Source organism: Micromonospora sp. WMMC264, from assembly GCF_027497275.1.
In the GTDB taxonomy this organism is placed as follows: Bacteria; Actinomycetota; Actinomycetes; order Mycobacteriales; family Micromonosporaceae; genus Micromonospora; species Micromonospora chalcea.
The window spans coordinates 4,096,934-4,110,704 of the sequence record NZ_CP114907.1 but is presented as its reverse complement, the minus strand read 5'-3'; the positions used below and the strand labels follow the sequence as shown (position 1 = coordinate 4,110,704).

Below are 13,771 nucleotides of genomic sequence, written 5' to 3'. Positions count from 1 at the left end.
GCCGGCCGGGCCGTCACCGGGCGGGGCAGCGCAGCCCCTCCCGGGGGACGGTGAGCGAGATCAGGTACGCGTCGACCGCCGACGTCACGCACGGCGTCTGCGGGTACGCGGTGTGTCCCTCACCCTCCCAGGTGAGCACCCGACCCACGCCCAGCATCGCGGCCAGCGCGGGCGTCTGCTCGTACGGCGTGGCCGGGTCACCTGTGGTGCCGACCACCAGGATCGGCGGCGCGCCGTTCGCCCGGCCGGTCGGATACGGGTCCCGCTCGCCGGGCCACTCCACGCAGCCGAGCATCCCCACCGCGAGGGCGGGACCGAACAGCGGGTACTTCTGCCGCCACTGCGACTGCAGCGAGCGGACCTGCTCCCGGGTCGGCTTCTCGGTCTCGTCCGCGCAGTTGACCGCCAGGTTGGCGTCGAACAGGTTGGAGTAGTGCCCGTCCGGCTCCCGGCCCGCGTACGAGTCGGCCAGCTTGAACACGCCGGCCGGGTCGCCGCCCTGCAACTCGTCGATCGCCCGGGCCAGCTCCTGCCAGCCCTGCTCGGTGTAGAGCGAGGAGATCACCGCGTAGAAGACCCAGCCGGAGGTCGCCTCCCGGCCGTCCTGCCCGCGTACCGGGGAGGTCTTCGCCTTGGCGATCGCGTCGGTGACCGCACCGCGGGCGTCCGGCGCGATCGGGCAGCGGCCGGCGTTCGCCGCGCACCAGCGGGAGAAGTTGTCGAACGCCCGCTCGAAGCCCTTCGCCTGGCTCTCCGACCCGGCGATCAGCTTCTGCTGCGGGTCGACCGCGCCGTCGAGCACCAGGGCGCGCACACGCTGCGGATAGAGCTGGGCGTAGGTGGCGCCGAGCAGCGTGCCGTAGGAGTAGCCGAGGTACGTCAGCTTGTCGTCGCCGACCGCCGCCCGGACCGCGTCCATGTCGCGGGCCGCCTGCTCGGTGCCGTAGAGCGGAAGCTGGTCGCCGTACTTCGCGCCGCACCGCTCGCCGATGCGCCGGTTGAGGCCGACGAAGCCGTCGAACGACGACTGGCTCTCCGGGTCGGGGTCGTAGCCGAAGCTGGCGTCCAGGTCGGCGTCGGAGATGCACTTGACCGGGCTGGACCGGGCCACCCCGCGCGGGTCGAAGCCGACGATGTCGAACCGGTCGGTGACCGACGTCGGCAGCCCGCCGAACGCCGGACCGAAGGACAGGTAGACGGCGGTGTCCACGCCCGAGGCCCCCGGCCCGCCGGGGTTAACCACCAGCGACCCGATCCGGTCGCGCTGCTTTGTCGAACGGGCCCGGATCAGCGCGATCTCGAACGTCTCGCCCGCGCCCGGCCCGGCGGTCGCGCCGGTGGTCGCCCCGGTGCCCCAGTTACGCGGCACGGCGATCCGGGCGCAGTCGTAGCGCATGTCCGCCGCACCCCGGCCGACCAGCTCGTTCGGCACCTCCGGGCAGGCCCGCCACTCCGGGGCGGTGCCCGGCGGGGCGGCCTCGCCCTCGCTCTCGGCGCGCGGCGCGAACGCCGGCAGCGTGCAGCCGGCGGTGAGCACCACCGCCGCGACGAACGCGGCGAGGGCGGGCCGGAACCGGCGGGTCCGGTCGGGGAAGCCTGTCACGTGGGCGCCTTCCATGATCGTGTCGACCGCCAGGCTACGCCCGGCCGGCCGCGTCACCGACCGTCGCCGCCGGATCGCCGCGCAGCACCTCGTCGACGTCGTAGCGGATCGGGCGGTCGAGCTGGCCGTAGTCGCAGGAGCGCGGATCACGGTCGGGGCGCCAGCGCACGAACCGGGCGGTGTGCCGCAGCCGGTCGCCCTCCATCGCGTCGTACGCCACCTCGACCACCAGCTCGGGACGCAGCGGCTCCCACTCCAGGTTCTTGCCGCCGGTCCACCGGCTCACCCCGCCCGGGATGCGCTGGCCGCGCTCGTGGTCGCCGTGCACCCACGGGTGCTCGCCGCCGACCTCGCGGTAGGGCTCCAGCTCGTCCAGCAGCTCCTTGCGGCGGGCCATGGTGAACGAGGAGCTGACGCCGATGTGGTGCAGCACGCCCTGGTCGTCGTAGAGCCCCAGCAGCAGCGAGCCCACCACCGGGCCGGACTTGTGCCAGCGGAAGCCCGCCACCACCGCGTCCATGGTGCGCGCGTGCTTGACCTTGAACATGAGCCGCTTGCCCGGCTCGTACGGCAGGTCGGCCGGCTTGACGATCAGCCCGTCCAGGCCGGCGCCCTCGAACACCTCGAACCAGCGGCGGGCCGTCTCCGGGTCGGTGGTCACCTGGGTCACGTGCACCGGCGGCCGCACCCCGGACAACGCCTGCTCCAGCCGCTCGCGGCGCTGCGGATAGGGCTGCCCGGTGAGCAGCTCGTCGTCGATGGCCAGCAGGTCGAACGCGACGAAGTCGGCCGGGGTGGTCTCGGCCAGCAGCTTCACCCGGGAGGCGGCCGGATGGATCCGCTGGGCCAGCAGCTCGAAGTCGAGCCGGGGGTGCCCGCCCGGCCCGTCCCGGCGGATCACGATCAGCTCGCCGTCGACGGCGCACCGGGGCGGGAGCTGCCGGCGCGCCTGCTCGACCACCTCCGGGAAGTAGCGCGTCATCGACTTGCCGCCCCGGCTGGCCAGCTCGACCTCGTCACCGTCGCGGAACACGATGCAGCGGAAGCCGTCCCACTTCGGCTCGTAGGTCAGGCCGGGATCGGTGGGCAGCTCGGACACGCTCTTGGCCAGCATCGGCTCGACCGGAGGGTTGATCGGCAGGTCCACGGCGACCAGTCAACCAGACCCCACCGACAGTGGTGAGGCAGATCACCGGGGGTGGCCGGGCGGCGTGTCCCGTGCCGGTCGCCTTCGTCACCGCTGCCCGGATGGTGAAACCGCAGGTCAGAGCTACCTTCGCGGCGTGCCGGAGTGGAGCTGCGGATGCTGCGGGCGCTGGCGGGTCAGCGTCGAGCTGATCCGTGGCCGCTACCGCTACCGGCTGGCGCACCGCTATCCGGCCGAGCACGGCGGCGGCGCGAACGTCCTCGGCGAGGTCGGCTCGATCACCGAGCTGGAACGCCTGCTGAAGCGCTACGCCCCGGTCACCCTGGCCGACCTGCGCGAAGCGGCCTGACCCTCCGCCCGGCGACCCGCTGCCCGCCGGCCGGCGCCGAGCGACGGAATGCCGGCTGCCCCTCCGCCCCGGCATCTCCGCCCCGGCAAGCCGCCGATCTTGGAGTTGTGGTGCCTCGTAAAGTTCGTCAATCGGGCATCCTGGGCACCCTAAGTCCAAGATCGACGAAGCGGGGGCGGGGCGAGGGCGGAGTGGGCGCGGGACGGCGGGCGGGTGGAGTGCGGGCGTAGCCTGAGCGGACCGTCCACGGGGGAGGAACGCCGATGCGGTTCGTCGAGTCCGTCGAGATCGCCGCCGACGTCGACCGGGTGTGGGCGGTGCAGAGCGACGTCGAGCGCTGGCCGGAGTGGACGCCCTCGGTCACCGCCGCCCGTCGGCTGGAACCCGGTCCGCTGGCGCTCGGCTCGACCGCCCGGCTGGAGCAGCCGCGCCTGCCCCCGGCGGTGTGGCGGGTCACCGAGATCGAGCCGCCGTACTCGTTCGTCTGGGAGTCCGCGAGCCCGGGCGTGCGCAGCCGGGGCGAGCACCGCCTCGTCGCGCTCGGCGACGGGCGCACCCGGGCCGAGCTGGCCCTGGTGCAGACCGGGCCGCTGGCCGGCCTGATCGGCTTGCTCGCCGGGTCGATGATGCGCCGCTACCTGCGCCAGGAGGCGGACGGGCTCAGGCGCCGCTGCGAGCAGGGCTGACCGTCTTCTCCAGCACGGCGAGGCGGTTGCCGTTCTCGTCCGGCCGGTGTGCCACCACCCGGTAGCCGCGCCGCGCGTACAGGGCCAGGTTCGCCGCGCTGTCCGCGCCGGTGAACAGCGCGAACCGGGTCACCCGGCCCGCGCAGGCGTGCTCGACGGCGTCCAGCAGCCGTCCGCCGACGCCCCGGCCCTGCTGGTCCGGCGCGACCGAGAGGCGGCCCACGTGGGCGGTGTCGCCGTCGACGCGGGCGCGTACCGAGCCGACCAGGCGGGGGCCGCTACGCGCGGCGAGCACCACGTCCGGGCCGGCCAGCGCCGCCCGGACCTCGTCCAGCGTCTCGGTCAGCGGGGGCAGGAACACGTCCCGGTAGCGCTGCGCCTCCACCAGGTACGCGGCGCGCTGCACGGTGAGGATCTCACCGGCGTCGGCGACGTCGGCGGGGGCGATGGTCACGTCGGTCACCGGCTCAGCTCACCACAGCGCTCAGAAGCGGCCGTACGCTGGCGGGGGTGTTCCCATCAGCGTGGAGGTGACCGGCGTGCCCGAGCTGACGTACCCGGAGGTGGGCGCGACCCGCGACGGCGGCCTGCCGGCCGGCTACCACCACCTGCGCCACCGGGTCCGGCTGCCGGACGGCGGCTTCCCGGTCGCGGCGGACGCGCTGCTGGGCTGGCGGCTGCACCGCGCCGCGGGCGTGGTGATGCGCGCGGACGCGCCGCGCGCGGCGCCCGGGGTACGTGTCACGCCGGGACTGGGCGTCGGCCCGGCGCGGCTGTGGGGCCCGACCGAGGTGGTCTGGGTGGTGGACGAGCCGGACCGGGCCGGGTTCGGCTACGGCACGCTGCCCGGGCACCCGGAGGTCGGTGAGGAGGCGTTCCTGGTCACGCGGGGCGCCGACGGCGTCTGGTTCGAGGTGACCGCGTTCAGCCGCCCCGCCCACTGGTACGTGCGGGCCGGCGGGCCGGTCGTGCTGGGCTTCCAGCGGGCGTACGCCTGGTGGCTGGGCCGGACGCTGCGGCGGCTGTGCCGGCGGCGCTGAGCGGTCAGTAGCGGGCGAAGGAGCGGATCGGGGCGCGCGGGCCGTACTTCGGCGCCTGGATCCCGGCCGCCTCCAGCAGCACGCAGACCCGGCCCCGGTGCCCCCGGAACGGCGCCAGCAGCGCCAGCATCCGGGCGTCGTCACCGCGCGGCTCACCGGCCAGCGCCCAGGCCACCGTGTTCGGCACGTGGTAGTCGCCGACGCTGACCGCGTCCGGGTCGCCGTACGCGATGCGCACCACCTCGGCGGCGGTCCACGGCCCGATGCCGGGGATCGCGGTGAGCCGCCGGGTGGCCTCGGCCGAGTCGGCGCAGCGTTCCAGCCGGTCCGCGACGGCCGCCGCGCGGCGCAGCGTGTCGGCGCGTCGCTGTTCCACGCCGAACGGGTGGAACACCCAGTACGGCGTGGCCGCCACCGCGGCCGGCTCCGGCGGCAGCAGCAGTGGTTGCAGCGGACCCGGGGCGGGTTCGCGGAAGTGCCGCACGGTGGCGGCGTACGCCCGGTACGCCTCCTTGCCGGTGACCTTCTGCTCGAAGACGGCCCGCAGCAGCCGGGGGAAGATCTGGCCGGTGGCGGGCATCCGCAGCCCGTGGTGCGTGTGCGCGAGGCGGGCCACCAGCGGGTGCGCGGCGGCGAGCGCGGCGAACCCGGTCAGGTCGTCGCACAGTCCGGCGATCCGGTCGGCCCGCTCGACGACCCAGCCGGCGCCGGGGCCGTACCCCTCGGCGGTCAGCTCGCCGGCCTCCGGGCGCAGCGCCAGCGTGGCCGGTCCGTCCGGGGTGCGGGTGGCCCACCAGAACGTGCCGGCGGCGATCCGCGCGCACGGGTCGTACGGGCTGAACGTGAGCGCCCGCACCGACGCGGCCAGCCGGTAGCCGGCCGGGGGGCGCAGCGTGCGGCGGGCGGCGGGCGAGGTCACCCGGCCACTCTGCCACGCGTCCCGGCGGTGACGCCGGACACGCCGAGCCGGGAGGCGGGGCGATGCCGGTGCGCCCCGCCTCCCGGGTTCCCGACGATGACCGGCCGCGCCCTCCCCGGCGGCGACCGGTCACCGTGACCTGGTGCGTCAGTACGAGTAGTCCGACCCGCCGCCGGAGCTGTTCGAGCTGCCCGCCGCGGGCGGCGCGACCGGCTTGGGCGTGCCGGTGGGCAGGCAGGTCAGGTTCTTCTTGCCGTTCGGGTCGACCACGAACCAGGTGCCGCCGACGCCCTGGCCCTTCCACTGGCCCGGCTTCTTGTCGCCGATGTAGCGGTAGACCGGCCAGCCGCCGATGGTGAGCTGCCGGGTGCCGTCCTGGCGGGTGATGGTGCCGACCTTGTCGTCGGAGACGCCACGCAGCTTCGGGTTGCCGTCGGTGAGCGACGGCGGCCAGACCTCGGCGCACTTGTCCACGCAGTTGGACTGCGGCGGGTCGTCGGAGTCCTTGTCGAACCGGTACAGCACCCAGCCGTCCTGGTCGGTGACGACGCGGCCCATCCGGGGCAGCTTCTTGCCGACCAGCTCGTCGGTGATCTTCACGTTGGCCGGGGGCGCCTTGTCCGCGACCGGCTCCTCCTCGGGAGCCGCCGACGCCTCCGGTTCGGCCGCCGCGGTGGGTTCGGCCGCGGCGACGGCGACCGGCTCGGCCGCGCTCGAGTTCGCCCCGTTGTAGCCTGCGGGGGCGCAGGCCGTAAGTGCGACCATCGCGCTCGCGACGATGACGGTCGTCCGCTTGTGGTGTGCCACGTGCCCTCCTCGTTCTTGGCAGTTCGCCGAGTAGTACGGGCGCGGCACTGTCAAGGTTGAAGTCGAAACGGTGGCACATTTCACAGTGGACTGATTGAACCGACAGCCGTTCTGGCGCGTGCGTCAGCACGAGGGGGTCTGCCGGCCCGGACACGACAAGACGGCGCCGGGCGGTCCAGCCGCCCGGCGCCGTCGTCGTACCGGATCAGATGTCGTCCACCGTCACCAGCGGACTCGCCACCCCGTTCGCGTCCACCGACTGCACCTGAAGCTTGTCGATGTCGCGCACCGGGGCGGAGGTGGACGCGGTCAGCTCCAGCGGAAGCTGGTTCTGGTTCGTGCCGTAGCCGCCGGCCGGCACCGACCAGGTGGAGATGACCTCGCTCGTGGCGTTCTTGCGCACCACCACCAGCCGGCAGACACGCGGCCCGGGCAGGCGGCTCAGCTGCACCGAGATCTGCGTGCCGTACTCCTTGCGCGCCAGCCACATCGTGGTCTGCACGCCGGTGCCCGCGTCGGTGGCGTTGTGCTGGTCGCCCTCGATCGGCTTCTCCCCGCCGACGCCCGGGTCGTTCGGGTTGCCCGGCTCGCCGCTCGGCGCCGCGGTCGGCGCGGTCTGCGTCGGCCCGGCCTGCGGCGTCGGCCCCGGCTCGTCGCCGAGCATCCCGGCGGCGACCCCGCTCAGGCCGCCGAACACCACCACTGCCGCCGCCGTCGCCAGCAACTGCCGCACCCGGGTACGACGGCGGTCCCGCCGCACCGCCACCAGCGTCCGGTCCAGCAGCGCCGGATCGGTGTGCGTCTGCTCCAGCGCGGCCATCGCCTCGCCGTCGATGCCGGAGAGCAGCCCCACCACCGGGACCATCGTCTCCAGTTCCGCCGCGCAGGCCCAGCAGGTGGCCAGGTGCTCCTCGAACCGCTCCGCGTCCTCCGCGTCCAGCACGCCGAGCGCGTACGCGGCGACGTCCATGTGGTCGGCCCGGCTCATTCGGTCACCCCCCTCTCCTGCAGAGCCGTGCGCAGCGCGCGCAGCGCGTAATAGACCCGCGACTTGGCGGTGCCGAGCGGAAGCCCCAGCTCCTCGGCCGCCTCCGGCACGGTGCGCCCCCGGAAGTACGTCGCCACCAGGATCTCCCGGTGCGACTGGCTCAGCGTACGCAGCGCGTCCGCCACCGTCATCGTGCGCAGGACCCGGTCGGTGCTGTCCGCCTCGGCGAACGCGGTCAGATCCCGGTCGTACGTCTCCGGCGGGCGGGCCTGCTCGCTGCGGTGCTCGTCGATGGCGATCCGCCGGGCCACCGTGACCAGCCAGGGACGCAACGAGCCCTGGCCCTGCACGCCGAGCCGGTGCGCGTTGCGCCAGGCCCGCAGCAGCGTCTCCTGCACGATGTCCTCGGCGCGCTGCCGGTCCCCGCCGGTCAGCCGCATCACGAACATCAGCAGCGGGCCGGCGTGCTCGGCGTACAGCAGGCGGATCAGCTGGTCGGAGTGGCTGGCCTCGGCGGAGGTCGCCTGGTGGCGTCCGGGAGCGGGTCGCGGCGGCACCGGGTCATTCTGGCGATCGGCGGGCCGGGCGTCGACCCCCCGGCGGGAACGCGAGGCGCGCGAGTGTGGTTGTGCCCGGGCGAACATCCACTCGGGCCGCGCCACTTCGCCGTGCCAGCCGGCCGCCACCGCATGCATGCAGACCTCCGCTGTCCAATGACATCAGCCGGCCCCCCACGGGCATGGCCGCCCGGTGATACGCAGCCACCAGTCGATCGGATCAACGTTTGACGGAAAAAATTCCGGGCGGCGGGGGAGTGGAGTCGACGGCGCCCGCGTCGTGGACCACCGCCGCGCCGCCGGTGAAGCGGTCCAGCTCCGCGCCGGCCAGCACCCGGCCGGGGAACCAGTCGCCGGCCGCCCGCCGGGCCAGCTCCGGCACCGGCGGCTCCACCCGGGACGCCACCAGCACCAGGTTGCCGTACCGGCGGCCGCGCAGCACCGCCGCGTCGCCGACCAGGCAGGCCCGGGGCAGCACGGTACGCACTGTGGCGACCTGCGCCTTCGCGTGCCGCAGCGGCGGGCCGTCGGCCACGTTCGCCAGGTAGCTGCCGCCGGGCGCCAGCACCCGGGCCACCTCGGCGGCGTACTCCACCGAGGTCAGGTGCGCGGGGGTACGGGCACCCGCGAACACGTCAGCCACGATCACGTCGTACGCGCCGTCCCGGCTCGACGTCAGCGTCGCCCGCGCGTCGGCCACCCGTACCCGCAGGCGCGGATCGGCAGGCCACGGCAGCTCACGGCGGACCAGCTCCACCAGCGCGCCGTCCACCTCGGACACCCGCTGCGTCGAACCCGGGCGGGTGGCCTGCACGTACCGGGGCAGGGTGAGCGCGCCGCCGCCCAGGTGCAGCACCCGCAGCGGCGCCCCGGCCGGCGCCACCAGGTCCAGCGCGGCGGCCAGCCGCCGGACGTACTCGAACTCCAGGTGAGCCGGGTCGGCGAGGTTCACATGCGACTGCGGTGCGCCGTCCAGCAGCAACGTCCACGAGCCCGGACGGTCCCGGTCCGGCACCAGTTCGGCCCGCCCGGTGTCGACGTCGGCCACCACCCGGTCGGCGTCGCGTCGCCGGCCCATCAGCGCCGCATTCCGCGCGCCGCCGCGGTGAGCACCCGGTGCAGCAGCCGCGCGTCGCCGAGCATCCCGCGCAACCGGCGTTCCAGCCCGGCGATCGGCACCAGGTTCTGCGGGGCACGCGGATCCTTGTACGGGGTGGAGGCGAACCGGGGCAACGTCACCAGCGACAGGTCGGCCAGCGCGATCGCCTCCGGCACGGTCAGGTCGGCCGAGCACTCCACCCGCACGATCCCGGCCCACGGCGCCCCGGCGCGCACCGGCAGGCGCAGATACCAGGACCAGCCGCCCCACGCCGTGCCCAGCCGGAACACCGGGCAGCGCTCACCCGGCGCCAGCCCGGTCACCACGGCGGTCAGCCGCCCGTCCAGGTATTGGCTGTGCTGCGTCTTGATGTACCCGAGCGTGCGCGGCAGGTTGCGCCGGCTGCGCAGCGGGCCGTCCACCACCAGCAGGTCGCCGTCGGTGCGTACCGCGTCGGAGACGGCCACCTCCAGCGCGGTCAGCGGCGCCTGCACCGCCGCGGGCAGCTTGCTCAGCTCACCGGTGCCGCTGACCCGGTGCACCGGGTAACGCACAGTCCCGGCGACCACGTCCTGCGCCGACGGGCTCGCCGTGAACAGGCCGCGGCCCACCCGGGCGCCGGCCATCTCGGCGGCGCCCCGGTCCAGGTCGCAGCGGACCACACCGGCCGCGTACGAGGCGGCGATGCCGGGGAACGAGCCGCCGTCCTCCTCGGCCGTCCAGACACTGGCGTCGATCCGGCGTACCCCGTCGACGAGCAGCACCACGTCCGGCGACCGCACGCCCGCGCGGAGGCCGATCGCCCGCCAGTCGGTGGCCGGCAGCTCGACGTCGGCGTCCACCTGGGCGCTGCTCGGCGCGGCCGGACCGGACCCGCCCGCAGCCTCGAACGACGCGCCGTAGGCCGGATCCCAGGCGTCGACGAAGAACGCCGGCGACTGTGACGTCACAGGCCGGTCCGTTCCACGCGGGCCGTCCGCGCGTCCTTGCGCACCTCGAACCGGACCGGGATCCGCTCGGCCAGCGCCGGCACGTGGGTGACCACGCCGACCATCCGGTCGCCCCGGGCGGCCAGGTTTTCCAGCGTCGCCGCGACCGTGTCCAGCGTCGCCGCGTCGAGCGTGCCGAAACCCTCGTCCAGGACGATCGACTCCAGGCTGGCCGCGGTGGTGGACATCCCGGCGAGCTGCTCGGACAGCGCCAGCGCCAGCGCCAGCGACGCCTGGAACGTCTCCCCGCCGGACAGCGTGCGCACCCCGCGCCGCAGCCCCGCGTCGTGGTGGTCGACCACGAAGAACTCGCCCTTGTCGTGCACCAGGTCGTACTGCCCGCCGGACAGCTCCCGCAGGATCCGCGACGCGCCGTCGACCAGCAGGTCCAGCGCCTCGGTGAGCAGCCAGCGTTCGAAGTTGTTCGCCCGCAGGTGCGAGGCGAGCGCCCGCGCCACCCGCGCCTCGTGCTCGTGCCCGGCCCGCTGCTCCCGCAGCCCGGCGGCCTGCTCGCGGCGCTCGTCCAGGCGGCGCAACTCCGCCTCGGCCCGCTCCACCGCCACCGCCACGTCGCGCGACGCGTCCTGCGGGGCGTCCAGCCCGGCCGCGGTGAACAACGCGGCGATCCCGTCGGCGACCTCGGCCGCGGCCCGCTGCGCCGCCTCCACCGACTCGGCCATCCCGTCGCGGTCCGCGCGCCGCGCCCGCGCCTGCTCGCCCGCCCAGTCGGCCAGCGCCGTCCACGCCGCCGCCACGTCGTCCCGGTCGGCGGCCGGCGGCCCGAACCGGGCCAGCCCGTCGCGTACCGCGTCGAAGTCACGCCAGGCTCGGCGCAGCCGATCCTGCGCGGCGTCCAGCGCGCCCCGCGCCCGCCGGGCCGCCTCCCGCCCGGCCCGCACCGCGCCCGCCGCCTCCTCCAGCGCGGCGCGCAGCCGCGCGTGCTCGGCCAGCGACTCCCGCAGCCGTTCCGGCGTGGGCGCGTCAGTGAGCTGCTCGTCCAGCTCGGCCAGGCGCGCGCCGAGCTGGTCGTGCTGGGTCCGGGCGCGCAGCAGCACCCGGTCCAGTTCGCGGGCCGCGGCGTCGCGTTCCTGCACCACCCGCTTCGCCGCCTCGCTCGCCGCCCGCGCTGCCTTGCCCGCCTCGATCGCCCGGCTCACCGCCGAACCCTTCGGCACCGCCGGCACGGTGGTGACCGTCTGCTCGCACACCGGGCAGGGCGCGCCGTCGACCAGGTGCGCCCGCAGCGCCGCCGCCTGGTCGGCGGCCTTCGCGTCCTCGTGCGCGCGGAACGCCGACTCCAGCTCCGTCTCGGCCCGCTGCGCGTCCGCCCGCGCCGCCGCCAGCGCCGCCACCGCCGCGTCGTGCTCGCCGCGCGCCGCGTCCACCGCCGCGCGCGCAGTCGCCGCCTCCGCGGTCAGCCGGTCCCGGTCCGCGTACGCCTTCAGGTGCAACCGCAACGCGCTCTCGTCACCGGCGGCGGTCAGCTCCCCGCGCAGCTTCTCCTCGCGCTCCTCGGCCAGCCCGACCGCGCCCGCCGCCTCGTCGGCGGCCACCCGGGCCGCCGCCACCGCCCGCGCCAGCTCGGCGGTGCCGTCCGGCGGCCGCACCCCGGCCAGCACACCCAGCTCCGCGTCGAGCGCGGCCAGCGCCGCGGCCCGCTCACCCGCCGTCGCCCGGGCCCGCTCCCATTCGGGTACGGCGGCAGCGACCGCTGCGGCCAGCTCCCGCATCGCGTCCACCCGCTCCCGGGCGGCGGCCAGACTCTCGTCGTCGACGTCGGTGAGCCCGCCGAGCAGCTTGTCGACGGTCTCCAGCTTCGCCTCGGCCTGCCCGGCCCGCTCGACCGCCTTCTTCTGCACGTTCTCGTAGACGCCCAGCCCGAGCAGGTTCACCAGGATCTGCTGCCGGGTGGCCGGCTTGGCGTGCAGGAAGTCGGCGAACTGCCCCTGCGGCAGCACCACGCAGGAGGTGAACTGCTCGTACGGCAGCCCGACCGCGTCCAGCACCGCCTGTTCCATCTCGGCCGGGGTGCCCGCCACCACCTCGCCCAGATCCTCCGGGCTGAGCCCGGTGTCGAGCTTGGTGACGTCGAAGCCCGGCGGCATGAGCTGCAGCCCGGCGTTGGCCGTCTTCACGGTGCCCCGGCCGTCCCGGCGCACCACCCGGGTCGCCACGTAGCGGTCCCCGGCGGACTCGAACACCAGCCGGACCCGCGCCTCGGTGGCCGACGGCGCCAGCGCGTTCGCCAGCCCCCGGGCGCCGCCCCAGCGCGGCACCGTGCCGTAGAGCGCGAAACAGATCGCGTCGAGCACCGTCGACTTGCCCGAACCGGTCGGCCCGACCAGCGCGAAGAAGTCCGCGTCGGTGAAGTCGACAGTGGTCTCGTCGCGGAACACCGTGAACCCGGCCATGTCCAGCCGCATCGGCCGCATCAGTGCTCCACCTCCTCGAGCAGCTCGTCGAAGAGTTCCCGGACACCCTCGTCGGCGTGCCCGCGGCTGTCCAGGTAGTCGCCGAACAACTCGCCCGGCGACCGCCCGGCCCGCTGGGCGGTCCGGGTCCCGCTGCCCGGCGCGGGCACCAGCTCCGGGTCGATCCGGATCTCCAGCGCCCGGGGCAGCAGCTCCTGCACCTCCTCGCGCAGCCCGGCCCGGGGCTGCTCCCGGACGTAGACGCGCAGCCAGCCCTCCGGCGCCTCGATCTCGGCGAGCTGCGCGAGCGTGCCGCGTACCGTGCGCAGCGGCACCGCGCCCGGCACCGGCACCTCCCGGATGCGGGCGGCCGTGGTGGCGGTGACCTCCACGATCGTCACCGAGCTGACGTTCTCCTGCTCGCCGAAGTCGACGGCGAGGGGGCTGCCGCTGTAGCGGATCGGGCACGGGCCGATGACCCGCTGCGAGCGGTGCAGGTGACCCAGCGCCACGTAGTGCGCGTTGCCGGGGAAGACGGTAGCCGGGACCGCGTATCCGAGCACCGTGTGCGCGTCCCGCTCGCCGCCGCCGGTGCTCGCCCCGACCACGGTCAGGTGCGCGGTCACCAGGTGCACCCGGTCCGGCTCGGCGAACCCCTCGGCGAGCCGGTCCAGCACCCGGCCCAGGTGGTCGGCGTACGTCTGGTTCGCCTCGGCCGGGGTGAGCGTGTACATCTCCACCGCGCGCACCGCGTACCGCTGGGACAGGAACGGCAGCGCGGCCAGCCGCCAGCGTTCCCCACCGGCGGTGACCCCGTCGACGACGTGCTCGTCCGGGTTCTCCCGGACGCTGCCGCGCAGCGTGATCCCGGCCGCCTCGGCCCACGGGCGCAGCGCGTCCAGCGCCGCGCCGTTGTCGTGGTTGCCGCCGATCGCCACCACGTCCGCGCCGGTACGCCGCAGCGCGGTGAGCGCCCGGGTCACCAGCCGCGTCGCCTCCGGGGTGGGCGCGGCGGTGTCGTACAGGTCACCGGCGACGATGACCAGGTCCGGCCGCTCACGCTGGGCGATCTCGATGACCTGGGCGAGGACCTGCTTGTGCTCCTCGGCCCGGGACTGCCCCTTGAGGACCTTGCCGACGTGCCAGTCGGAGGTGTGCAGGATCTTCATCTGGGTG

At 75.2% G+C, this 13,771-nt stretch carries 14 protein-coding genes; 3 read left to right on the top strand and 11 right to left on the bottom strand.

Going from position 1 to position 13,771, the window contains the following annotated elements; translation table 11 throughout:
- Nucleotides 1-13 precede the first annotated feature (13 nt).
- Nucleotides 14-1,618 (bottom strand): alpha/beta hydrolase, encoded by a 1,605-nt coding sequence (locus O7542_RS17725; protein ID WP_281606484.1) that lies wholly within the window; start codon nucleotides 1,616-1,618, stop codon nucleotides 14-16.
- Nucleotides 1,619-1,637: 19 nt separating this feature from the next.
- Nucleotides 1,638-2,750, bottom strand: a complete 1,113-nt coding sequence (locus tag O7542_RS17720) for an ATP-dependent DNA ligase (RefSeq protein ID WP_064447172.1) — start codon at nucleotides 2,748-2,750, stop codon at nucleotides 1,638-1,640.
- A 136-nt stretch (nucleotides 2,751-2,886) separates the two neighbouring features.
- Here O7542_RS17720 and O7542_RS17715 point away from each other — a divergent pair, with 136 nt between their 5' ends.
- Entirely contained in the window at nucleotides 2,887-3,099 is a 213-nt protein-coding gene (locus O7542_RS17715) for a hypothetical protein (protein ID WP_043325629.1), read from the top strand.
- Nucleotides 3,100-3,362: 263 nt separating this feature from the next.
- On the top strand, nucleotides 3,363-3,785 hold the full coding sequence (locus O7542_RS17710; protein WP_281604910.1) for an SRPBCC family protein: 423 nt from the start codon (nucleotides 3,363-3,365) through the stop codon (nucleotides 3,783-3,785).
- Here O7542_RS17710 and O7542_RS17705 read toward each other — a convergent pair.
- Nucleotides 3,760-4,248, bottom strand: coding sequence for a GNAT family N-acetyltransferase (locus O7542_RS17705; RefSeq protein ID WP_209960523.1), 489 nt, complete (start codon nucleotides 4,246-4,248; stop codon nucleotides 3,760-3,762). The genes O7542_RS17710 and O7542_RS17705 overlap by 26 nt on opposite strands.
- A gap of 55 nt (nucleotides 4,249-4,303) precedes the next feature.
- Here O7542_RS17705 and O7542_RS17700 point away from each other — a divergent pair, with 55 nt between their 5' ends.
- Nucleotides 4,304-4,825 (top strand): DUF1990 domain-containing protein, encoded by a 522-nt coding sequence (locus O7542_RS17700; RefSeq protein ID WP_064447269.1) that lies wholly within the window; start codon nucleotides 4,304-4,306, stop codon nucleotides 4,823-4,825.
- A gap of 4 nt (nucleotides 4,826-4,829) precedes the next feature.
- On the opposite strand, the gene O7542_RS17695 is transcribed toward O7542_RS17700, so the two are convergent.
- The 8 genes from O7542_RS17695 to O7542_RS17660 form a co-directional block, all read right to left on the bottom strand.
- On the bottom strand, nucleotides 4,830-5,744 hold the full coding sequence (locus O7542_RS17695; protein WP_104114374.1) for a DNA-3-methyladenine glycosylase: 915 nt from the start codon (nucleotides 5,742-5,744) through the stop codon (nucleotides 4,830-4,832).
- A 147-nt stretch (nucleotides 5,745-5,891) separates the two neighbouring features.
- Nucleotides 5,892-6,551: a hypothetical protein gene (locus tag O7542_RS17690; protein WP_064447175.1), complete on the bottom strand. Its 660-nt coding sequence runs from the start codon at nucleotides 6,549-6,551 to the stop codon at nucleotides 5,892-5,894.
- A gap of 205 nt (nucleotides 6,552-6,756) precedes the next feature.
- Nucleotides 6,757-7,539: a zf-HC2 domain-containing protein gene (locus tag O7542_RS17685; RefSeq protein ID WP_030503037.1), complete on the bottom strand. Its 783-nt coding sequence runs from the start codon at nucleotides 7,537-7,539 to the stop codon at nucleotides 6,757-6,759.
- Nucleotides 7,536-8,234: a sigma-70 family RNA polymerase sigma factor gene (locus tag O7542_RS17680; protein ID WP_030503038.1), complete on the bottom strand. Its 699-nt coding sequence runs from the start codon at nucleotides 8,232-8,234 to the stop codon at nucleotides 7,536-7,538. Before O7542_RS17680 ends, O7542_RS17685 begins: the two co-directional genes overlap by 4 nt.
- An 82-nt stretch (nucleotides 8,235-8,316) precedes the next feature.
- A complete protein-coding gene (locus O7542_RS17675) occupies nucleotides 8,317-9,174 on the bottom strand; it encodes a fused MFS/spermidine synthase (RefSeq protein ID WP_281604909.1) in 858 nt (285 codons plus the stop codon).
- Nucleotides 9,174-10,145, bottom strand: coding sequence for a hypothetical protein (locus O7542_RS17670; protein ID WP_210886751.1), 972 nt, complete (start codon nucleotides 10,143-10,145; stop codon nucleotides 9,174-9,176). The genes O7542_RS17675 and O7542_RS17670 overlap by 1 nt, the downstream gene beginning before the upstream one ends.
- A complete protein-coding gene (locus tag O7542_RS17665) occupies nucleotides 10,142-12,616 on the bottom strand; it encodes an SMC family ATPase (protein ID WP_166455437.1) in 2,475 nt (824 codons plus the stop codon). Before O7542_RS17665 ends, O7542_RS17670 begins: the two co-directional genes overlap by 4 nt.
- The gene (locus O7542_RS17660; protein WP_166455436.1) at nucleotides 12,616-13,764 is read right to left on the bottom strand and encodes an exonuclease SbcCD subunit D; all 1,149 of its coding nucleotides are present in this window, start codon (nucleotides 13,762-13,764) and stop codon (nucleotides 12,616-12,618) included. Before O7542_RS17660 ends, O7542_RS17665 begins: the two co-directional genes overlap by 1 nt.
- Nucleotides 13,765-13,771 lie beyond the last annotated feature (7 nt).